A 23,332-nucleotide genomic window follows, 5' to 3' on the forward strand; every position below is an offset into this window, starting at 1 on the left:
CTGCCGCGGCGTGTCCGCCTGCGAACAGGCGACAAGCAATAGGGCGAGCGCAGGAAGGAGGGCCTGCACTACCCCTCATCCCCCATCCGCAACGCGGCAATAAACGCTTCCTGCGGAATATTGACGTTCCCATATTCACGCATCCGTTTTTTGCCCTCTTTCTGCTTTTCGAGCAGCTTTTTCTTGCGGCTGGCGTCGCCGCCATAGCATTTGGCGGTGACGTCCTTGCGCAGCGCGGCGATGGTTTCGCGGGCGATCACTTTGCCGCCGATGGCCGCCTGGATCGGGATTTTGAACATGTGGCGCGGGATCAGGTCTTTGAGGCGCTCGACCATGCCGCGCCCGCGCGTTTCGGCGGTGCCGCGATGAACGATCATGCTCAGTGCATCGACGGGTTCATTGTTGACGAGGATGCTCATCTTGACGAGGTCGCCGGCGCGGTGGCCGATCTGGTGATAGTCAAAGCTCGCATAGCCGCGTGAAATGCTTTTCAGCCGGTCATAGAAATCGAACACCACCTCGTTGAGCGGCAGATCATAGGTAATCTGCGCGCGTCCGCCGACATAGGTCAGATTCTTCTGAACCCCGCGCCGGTCCTGACATAGTTTCAGAATCGAGCCGAGATAATCGTCTGGGACATAGATCACCGCCTCGATCCACGGCTCCTCTATCTCTTCGATGCGGTTGGGGTCGGGCATGTCGGCGGGGTTGTGAAGCTCCAGCTCCTTCGCCGCCTCGTTCTTGGTATGGCCAAGCTTGAGCTTGTACACCACCGACGGGGCGGTGGTGATGAGGTCGAGGTCATATTCGCGGGTCAGCCGTTCCTGGATGATCTCCAGATGGAGGAGCCCCAAAAAGCCGCAGCGAAAGCCGAAGCCCAGTGCCGCGCTCGATTCCATCTCGAAACTGAAAGACGCATCGTTGAGCCGCAGTTTCTGGATGCTTTCGCGCAGTTTTTCAAAGTCGTTGGCATCGACCGGGAACATGCCGCAGAACACCACCGGCTGCACTTCCTTGAACCCCGGCAGCGCCTTTGCGGCGGGTTTCTTGGCGTCTGTCACCGTGTCGCCGACGCGTGCCTGCGCCACATCCTTGATCTGCGCGGTGATAAAGCCGATTTCGCCCGCGTGCAGCTCGGTCAGATCCTCGCGCTTGGGGGTGAAGCAGCCGACGCGGTCGATCAGATGGGTGGTGCCCGCCTGCATGAACTTGATCTGTTGCCCCTTTTTCAGCACGCCGTCGATGACGCGGATCAGGATGACGACGCCCAGATAGGGGTCATACCAGCTGTCGACGAGCATCGCGGTCAGCGGTGCCGTCGAATCACCCTTGGGCGGCGGGATGCGCGCGACGATGGCGTCGAGTGTTTCCTCGATGCCGATTCCCGACTTGGCGCTCGACAGGATGGCGTTGTCGGCGGGCAGGCCGATAATATCCTCAATCTCTGCCTTCACCTTGTCGACATCGGCGGCGGGCAGGTCGATCTTGTTGATAACCGGCACGATTTCATGGTCATGTTCGATCGATTGATAGACATTGGCCAGCGTCTGCGCCTCGACCCCCTGCGCCGCATCGACGACCAGCAACGCGCCCTCGCACGCCGCCAGCGACCGCGATACCTCATAGGCGAAGTCGACATGCCCCGGCGTGTCCATCAGGTTGAGCTGATAGGTCTTGCCGTCCTTGGCCGGATAGGACAGCCGCACCGTCTGCGCCTTGATGGTGATCCCGCGCTCTTTCTCGATATCCATATTATCAAGGACTTGCGCCGACATTTCACGGTCGGTCAGCCCGCCGGTGAATTGAATCAGGCGGTCGGCCAGCGTCGATTTGCCATGATCGATATGGGCGATGATGCTGAAATTTCGGATAAGGCTAAGGTCGGTCATCGCAGCCCGTTAGCAGGGGCAAGGCGGCGTGTCAGCAAGGATGAGCGCGCAACGCTGCGCCGCACCATTTTAATCGAAAGGTCACAAAGGTCACACTAGGTACCCCCTCTCTTCCCCCTTCCCGCCCGCGCCGCACCCGGCGCAGGGACAAGCCACCCCGAAACCAGCAAAAGCTGCGGGGGCAAGCAAAGGGCCACCTGTCACCAAAAGGGCGGACCGGCGGCGGCATCGACAAAAGCAAAGAGCCAGAAAGAAGGATGGCATAGCGCGATATTGTAGGACAGAAGTTTGTGAGCAGGGACAAGGACGCCGTTCGCCGCCCGCGCAATCCCCGCAATCCCCGCAATCGGCTTATTTGACAGTCGCCCTGTAACCGCCCCATCCTGCAGCCCGAACCCGACGCATCACCCATTCCCATGCACCACAGGAGACGATCCCTATGCTGAAAAACATTTCGCTCGCCGGTCTGCGCGTTTCAACGGCCCTGCTGCTGATTTTCTGGGGGGTGGTGCGGCTCAGCAAGCCGGAAGTGGGGGCGCATGTCAGCGCCAAATATTATGGCGGCGTGGGCGCGATGCCATGGGTGCAGACGGGCTGGGGTCTGGCTTTGCTGATCATCGGGCTGCTCGTGGCGTTGGGCCTGTTCCGCAAAGTCAGCCTGACCGCGCAAGCCGTGGTGCTGGTCACGGGGGCGCTGTCGATCTGGAAATATCTGCTCGACCCGCTCGGCCTGTGGCTGCTCGCCCGCGAAGACGCGCAGCTTTTATTCTTTCCCTCGCTGGCGATGGCGTTCGCATCACTGTTGCTCGTCGCGATGCGGGACGAGGATCACTGGTCGCTCGATAGCTGGCTGATGCGCCGCCGAGGGGTATAGCCGCCCCGCGCGTCGGCCCTTGCCCTTTTTCGTATCGCCCGCCACTGTGCCCGCCAAGAACGGGCATGGTGCGCGGGGGACGATAGGCATATGGATATAGGCGCTTATTTAGAGGCGGTGCGCGCGCAGTTCGACAGCGGCCACGCCACCGAACATAGCTATCGCCCCGCGCTATACACCCTGTTCCAGAGCATTGATCCGGCGCTGCGCGTCGTCAACGAACCCAAAAAATCCGACGGCGGTATGCCCGATTTCCTGTTCGAGCGGGACGGGGTGCCGTTCGGATGGGCCGAGGCGAAGGATGTCGACAAGGACGTCATCAAACTGAAAGGCTATTCGGTCGAACAGCGCAAGCGGTACGAGGCGGCCTATCCCAACCTGATCTATACCAACGGCGTCGATTTTGAATTTATCCGCGACGGCGAACAGGTCCATTTTGTCTCGATCGCCGACTTCCTGACGGGATTGCAGCCCAATCCGGACAAATATGAGGAGTTGGAGCGCCAGCTTCGCCTGTTCGCCGAACAAAAACCGATCAGCATCAGGTCGGCGGCCAAGCTGGCCGAAATGATGGCGGCGAAGGCGGCAATCATCAAGGATGAAATCGGAATAGCACTGGCCGAAGACCCGGATTTCCGCAGCGGGCTGGGCGGCCAGTATAAAAGTTTCAAGGCCAATTTGCTGCCCCATCTGACGCCGGGGGAATTTGCCGATATTTATGCCGAAACGATCACCTATGGCATGTTTGCGGCGCGGTTCCACGACGATGATCTGGACACATTCAGCCGCCAAGAGGCGATGGAGCGATTGCCCGCATCAAACCCGTTTTTGAAAGGATTGTTCCGCTATATCGCCGGAACCGACCTGCCCCGCCGTCTGGAATATATCGTCGACGATCTGGTGCATGTGATGCGCGCCAGCGATCCCCATTCGCTGTTTGAAGGATATGGAAAATGGGATGCGCGCAACGACCCGTTTATCCATTTCTATGAAGATTTTCTGGCCGCCTATAATCCCAAAAAGCGCAAGAGCCGTGGCGTGTGGTACACCCCCGAACCGGTGGTTGATTTCATCGTCCGCGCCGTTGATGATGTGCTGAAAAGCGAATTCGGGCTGGCCGACGGGCTGGCCGATACCAGCAAGGTGACGGTCGACTGGGACACGGGACTGAACCATCCCAAGACCGGCAAGCCGATGACCGAAAAGCGCGCGGTGCACAAGGTCCAGATCCTTGATCCGGCGACCGGCACCGGCACCTTTTTGGCCAAGGCGGTGAAGTTGATTTCGGATCGGGTCAAAAGCCGCGCGCCGGGCAAATGGTCCAACTATGTCGAACAGGATTTGATGCCGCGCCTGCACGGGTTCGAGCTGTTGATGGCGAGCTATGCCATGTGCCACATGAAGTTGGACATGATGCTGACCGAGACGGGGTATAAACCCAGCGCCAAGCCCCCACGCCTGTCGGTGTGGCTGACCAACGCATTGGAACCCGCCGAGCGCGACATTAAAGACCTGTTCTTTCAACCGCTGGCCGATGAAGCGCGGGGGGCGAGCGAGGTAAAGCGGCAAACGCCGATTATGTGCGTGATTGGGAATCCGCCCTATTCGGGAGAAAGCAGCAATAAGGGCAAGCACATCATGAATTTGATGGAAGCCTATAAGAAGGAGCCGGGCGGTAAGGAGAGACTGAAAGAGCGCAACCCGAAGTGGATCAATGATGATTATGTGAAGTTCATCCGGATGAGCGAGGATTTGATTGCCAAAAATCCGTCCGGCGGGGTGTTGGGGTTTATCACCAATCATGGCTATCTCGACAATCCGACCTTTCGCGGGATGCGTTGGCATTTGCTCAAGACATTCGACAAGATTTGGGTGCTGGATTTGCATGGAAATAGTAAGAAAAAAGAGGTTTGCCCTGACGGATCGCCTGACAAGAATGTGTTCGATATTCAACAGGGCGTGGCGTTGATCGTTGCAGTGCGAAAAAGCTCAGAATCTAAGGGCCTGGCCGAGGTTCGTCATATGGATCTATGGGGCACTCGCGGCGTGAAAAACGAAGCTTTGTTGGCAGGAAGCCATGCAAACGCATCCTATGTTGAGCTTCTGCATAATGCCCCACAGTTTCCCTTCGTCGTTCGCGACAATGATCTTGAGGAAGTTTACAAGGTAGGCTTCGGCGTCGCTGAGTTGATGACTGTCAATTCCGTAGGGATTGTCACCGCTCGTGATGCGCTCACTATAGACATAGAAAAAGAAACACTCTGGCATCGAGTGGAAGACTTCGCATGCCTCGACTCTGAAACATTACGACAGAAATACGCACTCGGCAAAGATGCCCAGGATTGGAGTGTTCCATCGGCTAAGACAGACGTTGAGATAAATTTTTCTCAAAAGCGACTAATTCAAATCGCCTACCGGCCTCTCGATAAACGCTGGACCTACTACACCGGAACTTCGCGTGGCTTTCAATGCCGTCCTCGCGGGCAGGTGATGCGTCATCTTGCGTGGCACAAAAACCTAGCAATTATGTTGCCAAAACAAACGAAGGATCAAGTCGGCGGCCTCGTGAATGATGGCGTCGCTGGTCACAAAGCATTTAGCGGCTTCGACATAACCTCCAATTTTCCGCTCTATCTCTATCCAGATGGCGACGCCGATCAAAGAGACGCTTTCACATCAGAACACCGCACCCTAAATCTAGACCCCAAACTCTACGCCACCATCTGCACTGCCGCCGGAATCGACCCCGCCGATACCGCGATGGCGCGCGATGCCGACAGCCCCCACCCCAACCCCTCCCCTGAAGGGGAGGGGCTTTTCGATTTCCGTGCCGCCACCGGCGATGCGCGACCGAGTGAGGTCAAGGTTTTCGATTATATTTATGGCGTGCTTCATTCGCCCGCCTATCGCGAAAAATTTGCCGAATTTTTGAAGATTGATTTTCCGCGCATCCCCTATCCGGCGTCGCCCGCTGTGTTTGCGCATGTCAGTGAAAAGGGGGAGGCGCTGCGCCGCTTGCACTTGATGGAGGCGGGGGCGATTGGGGATGCGCCCTATCGTTATTTGGGGGAGGGCGATGATGTTGTGGCGAGCGGGTTTCCGAAGTTTGAGGGTGCTTCCTCCCCGGAACGGGGAGGTGGCGGCGAAGCCGTCGGAGGGGGGCTTGCGTCCGGCGCTGCGGGTGCGGAAGCCCCCCTCCACCATCCTGCGGATGGTCCCCCTCCCCTTGCAGGGGAGGAATTGGGGCGGGTTCTGATCAACACAGATCAATATTTTGAGGGCGTGCCCACGATTGCTTGGGATTTCCACATTGGCGGGTATCAGCCGGCGCAGAAATGGTTGAAGGACCGGCGCGGGCGGGTGCTGTCCTGGGATGATATTGGCCATTATCAAAAGATCGTCAAAATCCTGATCGAGACCGACCGGATCATGAAGCAGATCGAACTGCCGCTGGATTAGGATTTAAGGTCCACCCACAGCACCAACCCCGCTGGCGGCGCGTCTGGTGGCGCGTCGGCGGCGTGGCGTTCGGCGTCGGCGCGGGCTCTGGTCAGGATGGCGGGGGGGACGTGGGCGCTGTGATAGATGTGGTCGGCCTCTCCCAACAGGCGCGCGTCGCGCAGGCTGAGGTCGTCGGGGTCGGGTGAGCGGAGCCGGATGGTTTCGAGGCGCGATGGCGGGCTTTCGTCGTCGCTGGCCAACCAATCCGCGACCTGATCGGCGGCGGCGGGGTTGAGCGGGTCTAGCGCGCCGCCCGCGGCCAGTGCGCTGTCGATGGCGCGGCGGCGGTTGGCGGCGGCGGGGTGGCGTTGGCGCAGGGCTTCGCGGGCCGCGAACAACGCCTGTGCGAGCGCGCCGAGGCGGGGCGGGAGCAGCGCCTCTATCCGTTGACGCACCGCCTTTGCCAGCCCTGCCGATGCGCCGCCGGTGCCGATGGCGATGGTGACGGGGGCGCGGTCGACAATCGCGGGGGTGGTGAAATCGCACAGGTCGGGCCGGTCGACGACGTTGACGAGCAAGCCGTGGGCGCGCAGCGTGGTGGCGGCCTCGCGCGCCTTTGCGTCATCGTCGAGCGCGACGAAAGCGATGGTGGCGTCGGCCGTCCACTCGGTGACAATCCGCCCCCCTGCCCGCTCGATCAACCGCGCCTTTGCCTCGGCGGCGGGGCCGTTGCCGACCAGCACCACCGTCCGGCCGGACAGATTCAGGAAGATGGGAAACTGGTGCATGATGTGTCTATAGCAAGCCCCTTCCCCTGAAGTAGAGGGGAGAAATTTCAGTCTATCCAGTCGGGGACGCGCTCTGCGGCCATGATGGTGGAGGCGGCGATGCGGTCTGCGACCTTGATATAGCGGTCGCCGTCGACGAGCACTTCGGGCACCAGACTGCGGCTGTTATAGGTCGACGCCATCGTCGCGCCATAGGCTCCGGCAGTGCGGAATATGGCCAGATCGCCCGACGCGACCTTGTCGATCACGCGGTCGCGGGCGAAGGTGTCGCCGCTTTCGCACACCGGCCCGACGACCGAGGCGGTCATCGTCTCTCCGCTCGGCTGAACCGCGACGAAATCATGCCACGCATCATAGAGCGCGGGGCGCGCCAGATCGTTCATCGCGGCGTCGACGATGACGAAATCGCTCGCCGCGCCGGGCTTGACCCACAATACCTCTGTCAGAAGGACGCCCGAATTGCCCGCAATCACACGGCCCGGCTCGAACATCAACGTCACGTCCCAATCGCGGGTGACGCGCGCGACCATCGCGCCATAATCGGCGGGGCTGGGCGGGTTGTCTTCGGGTTTATAGGGCACACCCAAACCACCGCCGAGGTCGACATGGGTGATGGCATGGCCCGCAGCGCGCAGATCGGCGACGAGGCGACCGACGCGGGTGAAGGCGGCCTCCAACGGGTCGAGGCTGGTCAGTTGGCTACCGATATGGAGCGCGATGCCGCGCAAATTCATACCGGGAAGCGCCGCCAGTCGTCCGAAAATCGCCGGTGCGCTGTCGATCCCGACGCCGAATTTATTCTCTGCCTTGCCGGTCGAGATTTTGGCGTGGGTGCCGGCGTCGACATCGGGATTGACCCGCAACACCGCCGCTGCCTTGACGCCGCGCGCCGCCGCTATCTCGGCCAGCGCGACGCCTTCGGGTTCATGTTCGATGTTGAACTGGCCGATGCCACGGTCGAGCCCCTGCGCCAGCTCTGCCCGCGTCTTGCCGACGCCCGAAAAGACGATGTCGGCGGGGGCCATGCCCGACGCCAGCGCGCGCTCCAGCTCGCCGCCCGACACCACATCGGCGCCATAGCCCTGCCGCGCCAATACGCGCAGCACGCCAAGGTTGGGATTGGATTTGACCGCAAAGGCCAGATGCTTGCGCGGCACATCTGATAGTGCGTCACGAAACACCTGCGCATGACGCTCCAGCGTCGCGCGCGAGTACACATAAACGGGAGTGCCGACCTCTTCGGCAATGCGGGGCAGCGGAATATCTTCGGCGTGGAGGACGCCGTCACGAAGCGAAAAATGGTCCAATTGTCAGTCCTCAGCCGGGTGGGGGCAGGTCGAAATCGTCGGGCGGGCGTTGCTCGGAACGTTTGAGCAGTTCGTCGCTGCGCGCGGGCACCGCCTGCGCATTGGGGGTGACCAACTCGGTCGGGGTCGGCGCACGGCTGGCCCCTGCGGGAACGACCGGCGGCGATTGGTTCGCGAGCGGTTTCAGGTCTTCGCGTTTGCCGCACGCGCCAAGCGCCGCGAGCAGAGCCAGCCCGCCCGCCGTCACCATCATGCTGTGTCGAAACGCCATAAGCCTAATCCTCGATTCCGGCGCGCAGTGCCTCTATCGCTTGTCTTACCCTTTCGGGCGCGGTCCCGCCATAGCTGGTGCGGCTGGCGACTGAGGCTTCGACCGTCAGCGCCGCCAGAACCTCTGGCGTTATCGCGGTGTGGATCGCAGCGGCATCGGCAACGGGGAGTTCCGGAAGATCGACGCCGAGCGATTCGGCGCGTTTGACGCAAGCGCCGACGACATGATGCGCCTCGCGGAACGGCAGCCCTGCTTCGCGCACCAGCCAGTCGGCCAGATCGGTCGCGGTCGAATAGCCCGACGCGGCGAGGCTGCGCATCCGGTCGGTGCGAAATTCCAGCGTTTCGACCATGCCGGTCATCGCCGCGGTGCTGAGCGCCAGCGCGTCAAAGCTGGTGAAGACGGTTTCCTTGTCGTCCTGCAAATCCTTGGAATAGGTGAGCGGAAGGCCTTTGAGGATGACCGCCAGTCGCTGGAACGACCCCAGCAACATCGCCGCGCGCCCGCGCACCAGTTCGGCAGCGTCGGGGTTGCGCTTTTGCGGCATGATCGAGCTGCCCGTCGACCAAGCGTCGGGCAGGCTGATAAAGCCGAAGGGCTGACTCGCCCAGATCACGATTTCTTCGGCCAGCCGCGACAGGTGCAGGCCCGCTATCGCGGCATGGGCGCAAAATTCCAGAGCGAAATCACGGTCGGACACCGCATCGATGCTGTTCGCCATCGGGCGGTCAAAGCCCAGCGCGGCGGCGGTGGCGTCGCGGTCGATGGCAAAGCTGGTCCCCGCCAGCGCCGCCGCGCCCAAGGGCGATTCGTTGAGCCGCCGCCGTGCATCAGCGAAACGGCTGCGGTCGCGCGCCAGCATTTCGACATAGGCAAGCAAGTGGTGGCCCAGCGTCACCGGCTGCGCGACCTGAAGATGGGTGAAGCCCGGCATGATGCTGTCGGCATGGTCGGCGGCGCGGGCGAGCAGCGCGCTCTGCATCGCTTTCAGCCCGTCGTCGATGCGGTCGATGGCGGTGCGCGTCCACAGACGGAAATCGGTCGCGACCTGATCGTTGCGCGAGCGCGCGGTGTGGAGCCGTCCGGCGGCATCGCCAATTTTTTCACGCAGCCGCGCCTCGACGGTCATATGAATATCTTCGAGCGCCAGATCAACGGGAACGCCGTCGCGGGTGAACTCTTCGGCAATTTCGGCCAGTCCGGCGTCAATCGCGGCTGCGTCATCAGCGCTGATAATCCGGGCATCGGCCAGCATCGCGGCATGGGCGCGACTGGCGGTGATATCTTCGGCCCACAGCCGTTTGTCGATGGGAATGGAGGCGTTTATCTCTTGCATGATAGCCGCCGGACCGCCACCAAAGCGGCCACCCCACATGCTGTTACTGTCCGGAGTATCCGTCATCCGCCTGTTCCCGACTTTCAAATTCCCAATCCTGACGCTGGTCTTGGCCGGATCGATGATCGCTGGATGCGATAGGCAAAAGCGGGAGGACGGGCAAGCCACCCCCGAAAAAGCAATTGTTTCGGCGCCCGAAGCTGGATCAGCCGGTGGGGACGAGAAATTCCACCATGTCGTCGATCGCAGCCACGCTGGAAAATCCGCTCCGACCGCGAGTTTCAAAGGCCCCGACGATCGCATCGTCACACTGGCAGAGTTTCGCGGGCGGCCTTTGTTGGTCAACCTGTGGGCGACCTGGTGTGCGCCCTGCGTCGCCGAAATGCCGACGCTCGACCGCATGGCGGCGAGCATGGATGACCGGATGACCGTGCTGGCTGTGGCGCAAGACCTGCAAGGCGCCGTGGCCGTCGACCCCTGGTTTCAAAAAGCCGGACTGACCACGCTGCAACCCTATCTTGACCCGCAAAATGGCCTGCTCGATGCCGCGAACAGCGCATTGCCGACGACAATCCTTTATAATGCGAGCGGCAAAGAAATCTGGCGTGTCGTGGGCGCGATGGACTGGCAAGGCGCGGAGGCGCAGACGCTGTTGGCCGAAGCGCTGAAGTGATGCGGCACAAGGTGGCCTGACATGTATAATCTCCTCCCTACCCTTTCGGTCATCGAGGCGTCGTCCTTTGTCGCCTCGCCCACCGCCGGATTATATCTGGCGCAAATGGGGGCCGAGGTGATCCGCGTCGACCAGATGGGCGGCGGACCCGATTTTGGCCGCTGGCCGCTGGCGGAGAATGGTCGCTCGCTTTATTGGGAGAATCTGAACCGCGCCAAAAAATCGGTCGCACTGAACCTTGGAATGCCCGAAGGACGCGAATTGTTGGCCGAACTGATCCGTAAAACGGGGCAGTGCATCACCAATTTTCCTGTGTCGGGATTCATGGCGCATGAAAAGCTAAGCGCTGGCCGCGAGGATTTGATCACCGTGCGGGTGATGGGCATGGCCGATGGCGGCCCCGCGCTCGACTATACGGTCAACAGCGCGGTGGGCTATCCCGACCTGACCGGCACCGGGCCTGAGCCCGTCAATCATGTGTTGCCCGCATGGGATTTGCTGACGGGTTCCTATGCCGCTTTTGCCTTGCTTGCGGCAGTCAGCCACCGGCAGGCGACGGGATTGGGACAGGAAATACGCATTCCGCTGTCCGATGTCGCAATCGGTACTGTCGCCAATCTGGGCAGTCTGGCTGAGGTCATGACCAGCGGCGCCAATCGCGAGCGGCTGGGCAATGCGGTGTTCGGCGCATTCGGGCGCGATTTTGTAACGCGCGATGGTGTGCGGTTGATGCTGATGGCGATCACACCTCGCCAATGGGCGGGTTTGGTCAAGGTTCTCGATATAGCCGCAGACATTGCCGCCATCGAAGCGCGCCATGGCGTGAGCTTCGCCAGCGACGAAGGCGTGCGCTTTGTCCATCGTGACACGCTGTTTCCGCTCGTCGAGGCCAAGGTCGCCGGGCGCGATTATGCAGAGCTGGCCGCAGCGCTTGATGCCGTCGGGGGATGTTACGGCCCCTATCAAACGATGCTCGACGCCGCATATGATGCAAAACTGGTTGGAGACAATCCGATATTCGGTGCGACCGACGACCCCAGCGGTGCCGACTATCCCGCTGCCGGAGCCTTTGCGACCATCCCGCAACTCGACCGCCAGCCCCCCCGCCCTGCCCCCTTGCTGGGGGCCGATACAGATGCTGTCCTCGAAACCCGGCTTGGCCTGTCGGCTGGACAAGTGGCGCAGCTTCACGACAAGGGACTGATCGCCCAAGCCTGAGAAAAGGAATCTATCATGACGCTTCGCCGCGCCGCCATCGTTTCGCCGATCCGCACCCCCGTGGGTAAATTCCTCGGCAGCCTTGCCCCTGTTACGGCAGGCGAATTGGGCGCCGTCATCATAAGGGCGCTGGTGGACCGCACCGGCATCGATTCAGAGCGCGTCGACGATGTCATCTTTGCCCAAGGCTATGGCAATGGCGAGGCCCCTTGCATTGCGCGCTGGTCGGCGCTGGCCGCCGGATTGCCGATTTCGGTTCCGGGCTATCAACTCGACCGGCGCTGTGGATCTGGTTTGCAGGCGGTGATCGACGCCGCGATGATGGTGCAAACCGGCGTGGCCGACATGGTGATCGCGGGCGGGGTCGAAAGCATGTCGAACGTCGAACATTATTCGACCGATCTGCGCGGCGGGGTGCGCGCCGGCAATGTCACACTACACGACCGGCTGACGCGTGGCCGCGTCATGTCGCAACCCGCCGAGCGGTTCGGGATAATTTCGGGGATGATCGAAACCGCCGAAAATCTGGCCAAGGACTATGACATCAGCCGCGAGGCGTGTGACGCCTATGCCGCGCAAAGCCATCAGAAGGCGGCAAAAGCATGGGACGAAGGATTGTTCGATGACGAGCTGGTGCCGGTGTCGGTGAAGCAACGGCGCGGCGATCCGATCTTGTTCGCGTGCGACGAAGGCTTTCGTGCCGACGCGACCGCCGAAAGCCTGGGCAAGCTGCGTCCGCTGGAGGGCGGCGTGGTGACGGCGGGCAATGCCAGCCAGCAGAACGACGCCGCCGCCGCCTGTCTGGTGGTGGCCGAGGACAAGCTTGATGAGCTGGGGCTGGAGCCCATCGGCTGGTTCCACAGCTGGGCCGCCGCAGGATGCGATCCAGCGCGTATGGGCATTGGCCCCGTCCCCGCCGTCGAGCGCCTGTTCGCGCGCAACGGGTTGGACTGGGGCGATATCGATCTGGTCGAATTGAACGAAGCCTTTGCCCCGCAGGTGTTGGCGGTGCTGAAAGGCTGGGGATGGAGCGACGACGATAGCCGCCGAGAAATCCTAAACGTCAACGGGTCGGGTATTTCGCTGGGGCATCCCATCGGCGCGACCGGCGGACGCATCCTTGCCAATCTGACCCGCGAAATGCGGCGGCGCGGCGGACGCTATGGTCTGGAAACCATGTGCATCGGCGGCGGTCAGGGTATCGCCGCGATCATCGAGGCGGCGTGATGGCGGATTATGCCGACATTCGCGCCGAGGTGGCGAAGCTGTGCGCGCGCTTTCCCGGCCCCTATTGGCAGGCCAAGGACAAGGCGCGCGCTTACCCGTCCGAATTTGTCGCCGCGCTGGGAGAGGCGGGCTATCTGGCGGCGCTGATTCCCGAAGAATATGGCGGCGCGGGATTGCCGATTTCGGCGGCGGCGGCGATATTGGAAGAGATTCAAAGCAACGGGTGCAATGGCGGCGCGGTCCACGCACAAATCTATGTCATGGGTACTGTCTTGCGCCACGGTAGCGAAGCGCAAAAAGCGGCGTTTCTGCCCAAGGTGGCGACCGGCGAACTGCGGTTGCAAGCCTTTGGCGTTACCGAGCCGACGAGCGGGACCGACACGCTGAGCCTTAAAACCTTCGCCAAGAAAGACGGTGATGATTATGTCATCAACGGACAAAAACTGTGGACCAGTCGCGCCGAACATAGCGACCTGATGATATTGCTGGCGCGCACCACCCCCAAAGAAGAAGCCGCCAAGCGGACCGACGGGCTGTCGGTGTTCATCGTCAATATGAAGGAGGCGCTGGGCAACGGGCTGACCATCCGCCCCATCGAGACGATGATGAACCATGCGACGACCGAAGTTTTCTTCGACAATATGCGCGTCCCCGCCGCCAATTTGATTGGCGAGGAGGGCAAGGGATTTCGCTATATCTTGTCGGGCATGAATGCCGAGCGCTTGCTGATCGCCGCCGAGTGCATCGGCGATGCGAAGTGGTTTATCGAGAAAGCGTCGAGCTACGCCAAGGAGCGGGTATTGTTTGGCCGCCCCATCGGACAGAATCAGGGCGTCCAGTTCCCCATCGCACGCGCCTATGCCCAGATGCGCGCCGCCGAATTGCTGGTCCACGAAGGGCTGCGCAAATATGAGGCGGGCGAGAATTGCGGCGAAGAGGCCAATATGGCCAAGATGCTGGCCGCCGAGGCGAGCTGGGCGGCAGGCGAAGCGTGCATCCAGACGCATGGCGGGTTCGGCTTTGCGGTCGAATATGACATTGAACGCAAGTTCCGCGAGACGCGGCTGTATCAGGTCGCGCCGATCAGCACCAATATGATCCTGTCCTATGTCGCCGAGCATGTGCTGGGGATGCCGCGCAGTTATTGATACGGGGGCCGCATAAAAAGAGGGAGCAAGCCCGCGTCATGCGGTCTCGCTCCCCCAGGTGTCGGCAACCCACAGGTCAGATTGCCGACGGGTCGTTCATATGAGGACTCAGCGATTGTCCGGAGCTGCCGCTTCCTGCTGTTTGGCCGTGTTCTTCAGCTGTCCCTTGGTCATCCCGGTGACGAGCACGTCACCCGACCCGTTGAAGCTGGAGGCCGGCAGGGTGGCGGTACGGTTACCGACTTCGGCGGTCACATTCTGCACCACGCCCTGGCTCGTTTGCTGAACCCCCTGGACATAGCCGATGACTTTGCCACGCGGATCGGTGATCGGCATACCGGGGGCGACGGCAAACATACCGTTACCGCTGGCGGCACCGCTACCTTGCGCGGCAAGCTGGCCGAGGCTGCCCTGGAAAATGCCAGTCGCACCGCCCGCTGCCGAGCCTGCACCATTGGCCATTCCCGAAGCGCCCGAAGCGGCACCCGTTGCTGTTCCGGCTGCGCTTCCGGCAAGGCTGGTTGCCTGATTACGCGCCGAACCGGCGACGCCGCGTGCCGTGCCTATGGCATTACCGGCGGTATCGCGGACGCGACCTGTGGCATTGCCGGCGGCCTGTCCAACGGCGTCGGTGCCGATCAGCTGGGCATCAGCCGAAGCATTGCCCGACCCCTGCGCCGACCCATTGGCCGATCCGCCGAGCGTGTTGCCGACAATGTCACCAGCGCCATTGAGCGAGCCAGTGCCGCTGGCGTTGCCGCTGCCCGAACCCTGAACGCGGCCCTTGCGTGAATCAACATGCGTGCTGCCACGCCCCGAACCGGTGATGTCACCAGTACCGCCCAAGGTGCCGGTCGTATTGCCGATGGTATCGGTCGGGTTGCCAATAGGAGCACCAATCGGGCCGCCAAGCGTACCGCCCAACGTGCCACCGAGACTGCCGCCCAGACCGCCGCTGCCACCAAGCAGCTGCGCCGAGGCGGGGCTCGCCATTGCCATGGCAGAGGCCAGCGCGATGGCGGTCGAACTCAATATAAATTTCGTCATGATCATTCTCCATGTCTGAAAGCCCGGAGGGGTGGGCTTGTCTGGAGAACGATGGCGGGGGTGACTTTATTCCAAAAAAATTTGGCCGGATTTCAACGAATGGCGCAACTGCCGCAAATCAGGCCATAGCCATAGACTGAATCGCGGCCTTTTTTGCCCAGATCGCGGGCCTCGGCGATCAAGGCGCGGACAGCGGATTCGATATTGTCGATTGAGGGTGCCGGATAATAATGCGCGAGCCGTCCGGCGACGAGCGGGGCGGCGAAGGACGTCCCGCGCAGCCGGTCGGTCGACGTCGCGCCTGTCGCCATCAGGACGCCGTCACCGGGGGCCGCAAAATCGACATGGGTGGTACGTCCGGCCTCTGGCAGAGCATGATCTTTTGCATCCACGCCGGTTACCGCGAGTACGCCCTTATAGGAGGCCGGAAACGAGGGCGGGGCAGCGGGGCCGTCATTGCCGACCGCCGCGACGATCAACATGCCGCGCCCCTGCGCGCGCGAAATCGCGGCTTTGAGCAATTTATTGTCGGGGCCGACGAGGCTGATTGTTGCCACCGGCACGCGGCGCTCGGCAAGCCAGCCCAGCGCGCGCGCGATAGCTGTGGCGTTGCCGCCTGCCGGATCCTTGCCATAAACATCGGCGGCGAGCAGCGATGCCCCCGGTGCCGCGCCATGCACCGTCCCGCGTCCGATAATCAGCGAAGCGACGGCGGTGCCATGGCGACTGGCGACGGGCGCACCGCGCGCAAATCCGCGCTGCTCGACGCGACCGGCAACCGACGGATGCGCCGCGACGCCGCCATCAATCAATCCCAGCGCCTCACCGCCAGCCGCCGCAGAGGTGGCGAGCATGGCACCGGGAAGCACGCCGCCGGGGCCGCTAGTGAAATAGAGATTATCGGCATCCACCTGTGCATCAGGAAGCAATTTGGCGAGCTGTTTCTGGGCGCGAGCGAGCGAACGGCCATCGGGAATGCGAAATCGTGCAATGACCATATCCAGCCCGTCGATCCTGTCATGATCGATAAGGACAAAGCCTTTAGCGGCCGCGCGCGCGATCATGGCATCATCGACGCCAAATGCGGCAACAATACCGCGCACTGCGGGCTGTCCGTCGCGGTCCAGCTCGACTGTTTCGCGATTGGTGCGGACAAAGTCGGTGATCCGGTCGAGGCGCAGGTCGGCCAGCGTTTGCACGGTGGAGACGAGTGGTTTGGCATCAACGGGGGGCAAGCCGGGAAGTGTCCGCGCGACATCGGGGATTTGCACTTGCGGCAAGCCGCCAAGCTGTGCCGCAACAAGGGTGGGGCTCGCCATCGCAAGGACTAGACCGCCGAGGGTCGCAAGTTTTGACAAGAGGCGCATGGTTGCTCCTTTAGCAGCGCCGCCTGAGGTCAGGATGAACCAGTTAAAATCGATCCGGCGCAGAAATAATTATCATGTAGGGGAAGAAACGATAGGGTGGCGGCGTTTCTTCCCCAGAGGTGAAATTAACGCCTGTGCAATTTGAACAGAAACTGGTGGAATTACTGCCCAGACTGCGGCGCTTTGCCCGCGGGTTGACGCGCGACGCCGCGCAAGCAGACGACCTGTGTCAGGGCGCTATTGAAAAGGCGCTGAACGCCCGCGACCAGTGGCAGGACGGGACAAGATTGGATAGCTGGATGTATCGTATCACGCGCAATTTGTGGATAGATGACCGTCGCGCCGCCGCGCGCCGGGGGCCACATGCCGTGATTGACGATGAGATTGTGCAGATTGCGGGTGATGGACAACAACAGATGGAATCGGCGGTCGGCTTGAGCGACGTCGACGCCGCCATGGCGAACCTGCCCGACGAACAACGCGAGGTGGTCCTGCTCGTCCTTGTCGAAGGCTATGCCTATCGCGAGGTCGCCGAGATATTGGAAGTGCCGATCGGCACAGTAACATCGCGACTGGCGCGCGGACGCGAAAGCCTGATGCACATGTTGGGAGAAGCCGCATGACCTATGACGCAGCGACCATCGCCGCCTATGTCGATGGCGAACTCGACGACCTGGCGGCCCGCAAGCTGGAGCGCGAGGCCGAGACTGACAGCACCCTCGCCAAGGCGATCGACCGGCATCGTGCGCTGAGATCACGTTTGAGCGCCCATTATGATCCGGTGCTGGGCGAATCCGTGCCCGACCGACTGACCGCCCTGTTGGCGGGGGACCCCAAGGTCGACACAAGTTTACCCGACAGACTGGCGGAGAAACAGGATAACGCCAAAGCGCGTCCGCGTTTCAATGCTGTGCAAAGGGGCGCGATGGCGGCCTGCCTCGCCCTCGGCCTGACGCTTGGCCTTGGTCCGCTGTCACCGAGCGGACCGGTGACGACCGAAAAGGGCGCGCTGATCGCGTCGGGTTCGCTTGCCAAAGCGCTCGACACGCAGCTTGCATCAAACCAGGCCGTCGATGCCGATGTACGGATCGGGCTCAGTTTCAAGGCCAAGGACGGACGCTATTGCCGCACCTTTGACAGTTCCGCCATTGCCGGCATCGGATGCCATAAGGACGGGGTTTGGCAACTGGAACAGACAATAAGCGGGACCCACCAAAGCGATTATCGTCAGGCAAGTTCGGGCACACTAACAAGCGCCGCCGCCGAGATGATGGCAGAAGCGCCATTGGATGCAGCCGACGAAACGGCAGCAATGGCATCGGGTTGGCCTGAGGCCGCAATGCCGGAGTAAACAGGCTCGCCGAAACGAAAGCTATAGTTTGGCAGCTATAATCCGCTAGCCGACACGCTTTATGGTCCAAACATCCTTGGAATCCACCTCATTCACCACAGTCCACACGCCCTGTGCATCAATCGTTTGCATGAAGCAGGTCGCCTCGGTCTCACCGTCGTTCGTGATACAAATGCGGTTGGGTGAATCCTCCGTATATGTCCCTTTGACGGTTTTACCATCAGCGCCAGTCGTGGCTATCGTGCCATCCTCTGCCGTCTTTTGGGTCAAAACAACCCCATCGGCGGACGTCACTTCAAAGGTTCCGGCGATCGGCCCGCCATCGGTTGCTTTCGGCCCGGTCACAGGTGCCACAGTCGCGGCATTTTCCGCCTCAGGTGCCTTTGACTTTTCAGCGCCAGAGCAGGCAGTTAGCGTTAGCAAAGCAACGCCACTGATCAGTATGATATTTTTCATATCCATATCCCCTTCGCTTGAGAAGCGGTAAGCTAGCACTCAATATCCTTGTTAGCCAATTCAATCATCAAGCCTGGAAATCAGAACAGCGGCACCCTGGATCACAATAAAAAAGGGCGGGCGCATTTCAGCACCCGTCCTCATTTACGGCTCAAAAGATTTTCTCTATTATTAGCCGACAGTTACGCGTCCTGCGCGATAGCCTTTTTTGCGCATCTTTTTCACATAATCCTTGTCGGCATCGACCAGTTCGTTCGCCCATTCGTCCCAGGCGTCCCATGTGTCCTCGCGGTCAGAGGCACGGGCGAGATCGCTATTCAGCTCTTTATCGGCCTCGTTCACGTCGGCGAGATAATTATACCAATATTTATTCTGAATCCCGGCAATCGGGCTGTGGCGAATTTGGGGGGGCTCAAATCCCGGCGGCGCCGAATAGCCCGTGGCACCGGCAAAGACAGCAGCCGGCGCGGCCAACAGCAGCGCGAATGTTGCAAATTTCTTCATCGAACGTCCTCCTTGGTTGATGTGCGTTCCATGAGTACAACGAAGCAACGACCTGCTTTCATCCCGAGCCGTCCGAATTTTCGCACATTATCCAAATTTGGGCGTCGAAGTCACCCGTCCTGCCCGAAGTCCCGACCTTATCCGGCGTCTGCCTCGTCGCCGACCGACGAACGGAGCAGGCCGCGGAAGACTTCGCTGGCGCCGCGTTTTCCTTGCGTTACGTCAAAGACGTCGCGCGCGATTGGCATTTCAATGCCATATTGATCTGCCAACGCGATTACGGTCGGCGCGCTTTTGACGCCCTCTGCCACCATATGCATGTCGGCGATGATGGCGTCGATTGCGCGTCCCTTGCCCAGCTCGACCCCGACATGGCGATTGCGGCTGAGCGGGCTGGTGCAGGTGGCGATGAGGTCGCCCATGCCGGTGAGGCCGGCGAAGGTTTCGGCGCGACCGCCCATCGCAACGCCCAGCCGGGTGATTTCGGACAGCCCGCGCGTCATCAGCGCCGACCGCGTGTTGTCGCCTGCCCCCAGACCGTCGCCCATGCCGACCGCGATGGCGATGATATTCTTGAGCACCCCACCCAGCTCGCAGCCCAGCAAGTCTGTGTTGGTATAGACGCGGAACAGGCCCGAATGGAAAACCGGCTGGAGCGCGCGGACGACAATCTCATCCTCCATCGACAAAACGCTCGCCGCCGCCTGTCCGCTCATAATCTCGCGCGCCAGATTGGGTCCGGTCAGGACGCCGACGGGATGGCCGGGAAGAATCTCCTCGATCAGCTGCGTCATCCGCTTGCCCGATGACAGTTCAAGCCCCTTGGTCAGGCTGATCACCGGCACCCACGGACGCAGATGCGCGCGCGCCTCCTCCAGCACCGCGCGAAAACTGTGCGAAGGGACCCCCATGACTAGGACATCGGCCCCCGCCACCACATCGGCCAGACTGTCGGTTGCGTGCAGCGAAGCGGGCAATTTTATGTCTGGCAGATATTTGCGGTTCTCGCGATCCGTGTTGATGCCCGCAACCGTTTCAGGGTCGCGCGCCCACATCTTGATCGGCGCATTGCGCGATACGATGGAGGCAACGGTCGTTCCCCAACTCCCGCCGCCCAGCAGTCCAACATTCAATCGCATCCTGTCCCCTTTGCCTTTTGGGGAAGAGTGGCGAGAATTTCAGTGCTTGGCAAGGAAGGCGCGCTGGATAGCGGCGGTCGTCTTTGGGTCCTCGACCATCGGGACATGGCCGACATGCTCCATGATATGCGCTTCGCTGTCCACGATCCCCGCCTTGAGTTCGGCCACGCAGCTGACGTCAATCAGCCGATCATGACGGCCCCAGATGATGAGGGTCGGTACTTTGACCGCCGACAGTTGCGCGTTGAGCGGCGCATCGCGGCCTTCGGTGGCGATGACCCAGAAAATCTTGTCCAGCAAGTCACGGTGGCGCAGCGTGTCGCCAAAAAAAGCCGGTTTGAAACGTGACGGCAAATATGGCGGTTTGTGTACGACCATTGCCATCAATCGATCTGCATCGTCGAGATCGGTAAGGATGAGCGGGTTATAATCCTCATTCGCCGCCTGTTTCTGCAGATCGCTTTCATGTTCACCAATGACCCCGGCGTTGTTGAGCAGGGTTAGTGTACGCAAGCGGTCGGGATATTCGATGGCATAGCGCAGCGCGATCCAGCCACCCATGCTGTTACCGCCAAGGTGCGGCGTTTCCAGCCCCATGGCGTCCAGAAAATCCTTAAGCCGCGCAGTCTGGCTGCTGATGTCCCATGCCAAATTCGGGTCGCGGTCATTTTCACCAAAACCCGGGAGGTCGGGTGCGATCAAGCGAAACTCGCCGGTCAAATAGGGTGCAATCATCGCCCAATTATCTTTGTCGCCCGCAAATCCATGCACCATCACCAGCGGCACCCCGTCGGGATCACCGCCTTCGAGATAGGGCCAGACACGCCCGTCGATAGTGAGATATTTTTCGACCAACTTGCCGCGTCGACGAAGCCATTGGCGCCCTATTGCAACGATCTGGTCCGGAAAAAGCCAATAGATAAGAAACAGCAAGATCAAAAATGCGGCGATGATGATTAGCAGTTCTTGCATGGCTTTGCCCCCTATTCTGGCGCAACATGTGCGTCGAACCATGCGAGTAAATCGTCCAAGACAGCGTCGCGTTCCGGTTCGTTGTAAATTTCGTGAAAAAGGTCGGGATAAATGATGAGCCGCTTGTCGGTCGATCCGACATGGTCAAACAGATATTGGGAGCCTTCGGGCGCGGCGAGACTGTCTTTTTCGCCATGCTGTAACAGCAAGGGCAGCGTGATCTTGGGCGCACCATCGCGCGCCGTCGCCATCGCGTCAAAAAATTCCGATGCCAGTCTGGCACTGAGCTTGCCGGTATAAACCAACGGATCGGCAAGATAGGCGGCAACGACTGCGGGGTCGCGGCTGACTCCGTTGGAATCGAGCCCCAGCACGCCCATTTTCGGAAAGAAGCGCGACAGGAAACGGCTGATCCAGATGGTCAGTTTCGACGGTGGCGCGCCCGGCACAATCGCCGGGCCAGACAGCGCTGCGGCGACAAAATCCTGCTGGCGATTGATCAGTAGCAAGGTAGAAATCAACCCGCCCATACTATGGCCGAGGAGCAGACGTGGCGCATCGCCATGATTGACCGAGACCAGCGTTATCAGCGCGTCCATCCCGTCAAGAAATGCCGAAAAACGCGGGACATATCCCCCCTGTCCGTCCGACCGGCCGTGGCCGATATGGTCGATGGCATAAACCGCATATCCCGCGTCGGTCAAACGTCCGGCGACATACTCATAGCGACCCGCATGTTCGGCATAACCATGCGCCAGCACGACGATTGCGCGCGGCGTGCCAGCCGGAAGCCAGCGTGTTGTGTGAATTCGCGCCCCCGCACCAGTTGATCCTTTCGGCAAGATGAGGGTGGCATCGGTCAAGGTCAGCGCACCGGTCTTTTCAGCGCCCGGTGGCCGGGACCATCGTCTCCCGATTTGTCGATCTTGAACAATATCGCCTCCAGCGCGCGGCTGATCGCCGTCTGGGTCCGCACCATTTCCACTTTGGGCCAAGCGGTGCGCAGCCCCGTGTCGATCAACTCGTCTATATCCGCTTGCCCCAGATCACTCAATATTTTGGTCGGCGACCAATATTTGGGCGGGCGGATGATGTTGATGTCGCCGGTATAATCCTGATTGATCACCGAGCGCGCCATATTGGCGAGGCTGTTGAGCGGCGGCACCATTTCCAGCGGCTTTTGAAAGATCATCATATTGGCATTGAGCCATGCCTTGAACGTCATCATCGAGGCATGTTGGATCGCCTCGATTGGCGCCATTTGCTTGCGGGTATCGGTGGCAAAGGGCAGCGCGATCGGGTTGGCCTGACTGACGATATGATGGTTGACCCCATAGAGGCGTTCGAGCCGCTTGGTCGGCACATCATGCGTCACCGAGCCGTCGACCCAGCGCCGGTTGGGCAGATAGGGAACGCGCCGCCCCTTGTCGTCGCGCGCCGCGAGCTTCACCGGCGGAAAGACGCCGGGCACCGCACATGATGCCAGCACCGCTTCCCTGATCAGCACATTGGGCGAAGTGATGGCGTTCAGCAGGCGGCCATTCTGATATTTTTCAGCCGGGGCGACTGAAACATTGAGGTGGCGCCCACTGATCTCATAGGCCTCCTGAAAGGTTAGGTCGGGAATGATGTCGGCCAGCCGCGCACGGACCTCGTCGGATGCCAGCCGCCGAATTTTTGGGTCGGCATTGGGGTTGGCGAGCGCGGCGCTGTCCAGATAGGCCCCGATTTTGCCTTCCTTTCGGGTGCACACTACCGCAGCAATAATCGCGCCACCGCTCGAACCGGACAAGATGGAGGGCAAGACGCTTTCCGACCACAGCGCCTTCACCACGCCCACATGGAAAAACATGTACGACCCCGAACCACTGAGCAGCAGAGCCGAGCGACCATAGCAATGCTGGGCGCGGCGTAAAAAGTCGCGCTTTTCCTCACGCGGGATAGCGCGCGAAGCGGCGACGGTGTGGAGCGCCGCAACGACCTCTGCCACATAGGCCTCGATCAGTTTTTTGGTGCCAAACTGCGCCTTGGCATAGAGCCGTTCATGGCCCATGCCGTCGATATTACCGTGGATGCCTTCGTTCAGTGCAAAAAGCAGTCCCTTGGCGTCATTCTTCGCGGACAGCGCTTGCAACCGTTCGAGCCGTTGCCGGATCATGCGATAGTCAAAATGTCGACTTTCGTCGCTGTCGCGCCACTTTTGCGCGCCCGATTTGCGGTCATGGTCCTGCGCGGCTTTGGACCAACTGGTATAATCGGATGCGGTCATAAGATCGCGGTCGGCGCTGAGCGTCGGAGTGAAAAACATGCGGTCGTCCTGCAAG

Annotated in this window: 21 protein-coding genes; 8 read left to right on the forward strand and 13 right to left on the reverse strand. The window is 61.0% G+C overall.

What is annotated here, in order from left to right:
- Positions 1 to 68: 68 nt before the first annotated feature.
- Complete coding sequence (gene lepA, locus ACR3XE_RS12445) at positions 69 to 1,889, reverse strand: translation elongation factor 4 (RefSeq protein ID WP_486185776.1); 1,821 nt, start codon at positions 1,887 to 1,889, stop codon at positions 69 to 71.
- A gap of 439 nt (positions 1,890 to 2,328) precedes the next feature.
- Between lepA and ACR3XE_RS12450 the strand changes: the two genes are divergently transcribed.
- A complete protein-coding gene (locus ACR3XE_RS12450) occupies positions 2,329 to 2,763 on the forward strand; it encodes a hypothetical protein (RefSeq protein ID WP_473699879.1) in 435 nt (144 codons plus the stop codon).
- Positions 2,764 to 2,853: 90 nt separating this feature from the next.
- Positions 2,854 to 6,222, forward strand: coding sequence for a type ISP restriction/modification enzyme (locus tag ACR3XE_RS12455; RefSeq protein ID WP_486185777.1), 3,369 nt, complete (start codon positions 2,854 to 2,856; stop codon positions 6,220 to 6,222).
- Here the strand turns inward: ACR3XE_RS12455 and ACR3XE_RS12460 are convergent.
- The 4 genes from ACR3XE_RS12460 to argH are packed head-to-tail and all read right to left on the reverse strand — an operon-like array spanning position 6,219 to position 9,945.
- A complete protein-coding gene (locus ACR3XE_RS12460; RefSeq protein WP_473699876.1) occupies positions 6,219 to 6,992 on the reverse strand; it encodes a precorrin-2 dehydrogenase/sirohydrochlorin ferrochelatase family protein in 774 nt (257 codons plus the stop codon). The two genes, ACR3XE_RS12455 and ACR3XE_RS12460, sit on opposite strands and share 4 nt — an antisense overlap.
- Before the next feature lie 47 nt (positions 6,993 to 7,039).
- A complete protein-coding gene (gene lysA, locus ACR3XE_RS12465) occupies positions 7,040 to 8,299 on the reverse strand; it encodes a diaminopimelate decarboxylase (RefSeq protein WP_473699875.1) in 1,260 nt (419 codons plus the stop codon).
- A 10-nt stretch (positions 8,300 to 8,309) separates the two neighbouring features.
- The gene (locus tag ACR3XE_RS12470; protein ID WP_473699874.1) at positions 8,310 to 8,570 is read right to left on the reverse strand and encodes a hypothetical protein; all 261 of its coding nucleotides are present in this window, start codon (positions 8,568 to 8,570) and stop codon (positions 8,310 to 8,312) included.
- 4 nt (positions 8,571 to 8,574) lie between these two features.
- The gene (argH, locus tag ACR3XE_RS12475) at positions 8,575 to 9,945 is read right to left on the reverse strand and encodes an argininosuccinate lyase (protein WP_473700294.1); all 1,371 of its coding nucleotides are present in this window, start codon (positions 9,943 to 9,945) and stop codon (positions 8,575 to 8,577) included.
- Here argH and ACR3XE_RS12480 point away from each other — a divergent pair.
- Genes ACR3XE_RS12480 through ACR3XE_RS12495 form a run of 4 tightly spaced genes read left to right on the forward strand, consistent with a single transcriptional unit; the run spans position 9,944 to position 14,172 of the window.
- The gene (locus tag ACR3XE_RS12480; protein WP_473699873.1) at positions 9,944 to 10,579 is read left to right on the forward strand and encodes a TlpA family protein disulfide reductase; all 636 of its coding nucleotides are present in this window, start codon (positions 9,944 to 9,946) and stop codon (positions 10,577 to 10,579) included. The genes argH and ACR3XE_RS12480 overlap by 2 nt on opposite strands.
- A gap of 21 nt (positions 10,580 to 10,600) precedes the next feature.
- Positions 10,601 to 11,797: a CoA transferase gene (locus ACR3XE_RS12485; RefSeq protein WP_486185778.1), complete on the forward strand. Its 1,197-nt coding sequence runs from the start codon at positions 10,601 to 10,603 to the stop codon at positions 11,795 to 11,797.
- A gap of 15 nt (positions 11,798 to 11,812) precedes the next feature.
- A complete protein-coding gene (locus ACR3XE_RS12490; protein WP_473699872.1) occupies positions 11,813 to 13,024 on the forward strand; it encodes an acetyl-CoA C-acetyltransferase in 1,212 nt (403 codons plus the stop codon).
- Positions 13,024 to 14,172 (forward strand): acyl-CoA dehydrogenase family protein, encoded by a 1,149-nt coding sequence (locus ACR3XE_RS12495; protein WP_473699871.1) that lies wholly within the window; start codon positions 13,024 to 13,026, stop codon positions 14,170 to 14,172. The genes ACR3XE_RS12490 and ACR3XE_RS12495 overlap by 1 nt, the downstream gene beginning before the upstream one ends.
- A 108-nt stretch (positions 14,173 to 14,280) precedes the next feature.
- On the opposite strand, the gene ACR3XE_RS12500 is transcribed toward ACR3XE_RS12495, so the two are convergent.
- Both ACR3XE_RS12500 and ACR3XE_RS12505 read right to left on the reverse strand, forming a co-directional pair.
- Positions 14,281 to 15,219 carry a hypothetical protein gene (locus ACR3XE_RS12500; RefSeq protein ID WP_473699870.1) on the reverse strand — a complete coding sequence of 313 codons (939 nt, stop codon included), beginning with the start codon at positions 15,217 to 15,219 and terminating at the stop codon, positions 14,281 to 14,283.
- Positions 15,220 to 15,311: 92 nt separating this feature from the next.
- Complete coding sequence (locus ACR3XE_RS12505; RefSeq protein WP_473699869.1) at positions 15,312 to 16,586, reverse strand: S8 family serine peptidase; 1,275 nt, start codon at positions 16,584 to 16,586, stop codon at positions 15,312 to 15,314.
- Between the two features lie 134 nt (positions 16,587 to 16,720).
- Here ACR3XE_RS12505 and ACR3XE_RS12510 point away from each other — a divergent pair, with 134 nt between their 5' ends.
- Positions 16,721 to 17,209, forward strand: coding sequence for an RNA polymerase sigma factor (locus ACR3XE_RS12510; protein ID WP_473699868.1), 489 nt, complete (start codon positions 16,721 to 16,723; stop codon positions 17,207 to 17,209).
- The gene (locus ACR3XE_RS12515) at positions 17,206 to 17,937 is read left to right on the forward strand and encodes an anti-sigma factor family protein (protein ID WP_473699867.1); all 732 of its coding nucleotides are present in this window, start codon (positions 17,206 to 17,208) and stop codon (positions 17,935 to 17,937) included. The genes ACR3XE_RS12510 and ACR3XE_RS12515 overlap by 4 nt, the downstream gene beginning before the upstream one ends.
- 45 nt (positions 17,938 to 17,982) lie before the next feature.
- Here the strand turns inward: ACR3XE_RS12515 and ACR3XE_RS12520 are convergent, their stop codons facing one another.
- The 6 genes from ACR3XE_RS12520 to ACR3XE_RS12545 form a co-directional block, all read right to left on the reverse strand.
- Positions 17,983 to 18,393, reverse strand: a complete 411-nt coding sequence (locus tag ACR3XE_RS12520) for a hypothetical protein (protein ID WP_473699866.1) — start codon at positions 18,391 to 18,393, stop codon at positions 17,983 to 17,985.
- Between the two features lie 171 nt (positions 18,394 to 18,564).
- On the reverse strand, positions 18,565 to 18,897 hold the full coding sequence (locus tag ACR3XE_RS12525; RefSeq protein ID WP_486185779.1) for a hypothetical protein: 333 nt from the start codon (positions 18,895 to 18,897) through the stop codon (positions 18,565 to 18,567).
- 137 nt (positions 18,898 to 19,034) lie between these two features.
- Positions 19,035 to 20,036, reverse strand: a complete 1,002-nt coding sequence (locus tag ACR3XE_RS12530) for an NAD(P)H-dependent glycerol-3-phosphate dehydrogenase (protein ID WP_473699864.1) — start codon at positions 20,034 to 20,036, stop codon at positions 19,035 to 19,037.
- Positions 20,037 to 20,075: 39 nt separating this feature from the next.
- Positions 20,076 to 21,008, reverse strand: a complete 933-nt coding sequence (locus tag ACR3XE_RS12535) for an alpha/beta fold hydrolase (RefSeq protein ID WP_486185780.1) — start codon at positions 21,006 to 21,008, stop codon at positions 20,076 to 20,078.
- Between the two features lie 11 nt (positions 21,009 to 21,019).
- Complete coding sequence (locus tag ACR3XE_RS12540) at positions 21,020 to 21,871, reverse strand: alpha/beta hydrolase (RefSeq protein ID WP_473699861.1); 852 nt, start codon at positions 21,869 to 21,871, stop codon at positions 21,020 to 21,022.
- Positions 21,872 to 21,873: 2 nt separating this feature from the next.
- Entirely contained in the window at positions 21,874 to 23,316 is a 1,443-nt protein-coding gene (locus tag ACR3XE_RS12545) for a DUF3336 domain-containing protein (RefSeq protein WP_473699860.1), read from the reverse strand.
- Positions 23,317 to 23,332: the final 16 nt, after the last annotated feature.

This window comes from Sphingopyxis sp. 10G20-10 (assembly GCF_057365075.1).

Excerpts from the sequence above, each read along its gene's own strand:
- argH (WP_473700294.1), bottom strand. The coding sequence starts at position 9,945 with ATGTGGGGTGGCCGCTTTGGTGGCGGTCCGGCGGCTATCATGCAAGAG.
- ACR3XE_RS12525 (WP_486185779.1), bottom strand. The coding sequence starts at position 18,897 with ATGAAGAAATTTGCAACATTCGCGCTGCTGTTGGCCGCGCCGGCTGCT.
- ACR3XE_RS12490 (WP_473699872.1), top strand. The coding sequence starts at position 11,813 with ATGACGCTTCGCCGCGCCGCCATCGTTTCGCCGATCCGCACCCCCGTG.
- ACR3XE_RS12500 (WP_473699870.1), bottom strand. The coding sequence starts at position 15,219 with ATGACGAAATTTATATTGAGTTCGACCGCCATCGCGCTGGCCTCTGCC.
- ACR3XE_RS12545 (WP_473699860.1), bottom strand. The coding sequence starts at position 23,316 with ATGTTTTTCACTCCGACGCTCAGCGCCGACCGCGATCTTATGACCGCA.
- ACR3XE_RS12480 (WP_473699873.1), top strand. The coding sequence starts at position 9,944 with ATGCTGTTACTGTCCGGAGTATCCGTCATCCGCCTGTTCCCGACTTTC.
- ACR3XE_RS12470 (WP_473699874.1), bottom strand. The coding sequence starts at position 8,570 with ATGGCGTTTCGACACAGCATGATGGTGACGGCGGGCGGGCTGGCTCTG.
- ACR3XE_RS12460 (WP_473699876.1), bottom strand. The coding sequence starts at position 6,992 with ATGCACCAGTTTCCCATCTTCCTGAATCTGTCCGGCCGGACGGTGGTG.
- ACR3XE_RS12495 (WP_473699871.1), top strand. The coding sequence starts at position 13,024 with ATGGCGGATTATGCCGACATTCGCGCCGAGGTGGCGAAGCTGTGCGCG.
- ACR3XE_RS12535 (WP_486185780.1), bottom strand. The coding sequence starts at position 21,008 with ATGCAAGAACTGCTAATCATCATCGCCGCATTTTTGATCTTGCTGTTT.
- ACR3XE_RS12455 (WP_486185777.1), top strand. The coding sequence starts at position 2,854 with ATGGATATAGGCGCTTATTTAGAGGCGGTGCGCGCGCAGTTCGACAGC.
- ACR3XE_RS12530 (WP_473699864.1), bottom strand. The coding sequence starts at position 20,036 with ATGCGATTGAATGTTGGACTGCTGGGCGGCGGGAGTTGGGGAACGACC.
- ACR3XE_RS12450 (WP_473699879.1), top strand. The coding sequence starts at position 2,329 with ATGCTGAAAAACATTTCGCTCGCCGGTCTGCGCGTTTCAACGGCCCTG.
- lepA (WP_486185776.1), bottom strand. The coding sequence starts at position 1,889 with ATGACCGACCTTAGCCTTATCCGAAATTTCAGCATCATCGCCCATATC.
- ACR3XE_RS12520 (WP_473699866.1), bottom strand. The coding sequence starts at position 18,393 with ATGAAAAATATCATACTGATCAGTGGCGTTGCTTTGCTAACGCTAACT.
- ACR3XE_RS12505 (WP_473699869.1), bottom strand. The coding sequence starts at position 16,586 with ATGCGCCTCTTGTCAAAACTTGCGACCCTCGGCGGTCTAGTCCTTGCG.
- ACR3XE_RS12485 (WP_486185778.1), top strand. The coding sequence starts at position 10,601 with ATGTATAATCTCCTCCCTACCCTTTCGGTCATCGAGGCGTCGTCCTTT.
- ACR3XE_RS12515 (WP_473699867.1), top strand. The coding sequence starts at position 17,206 with ATGACCTATGACGCAGCGACCATCGCCGCCTATGTCGATGGCGAACTC.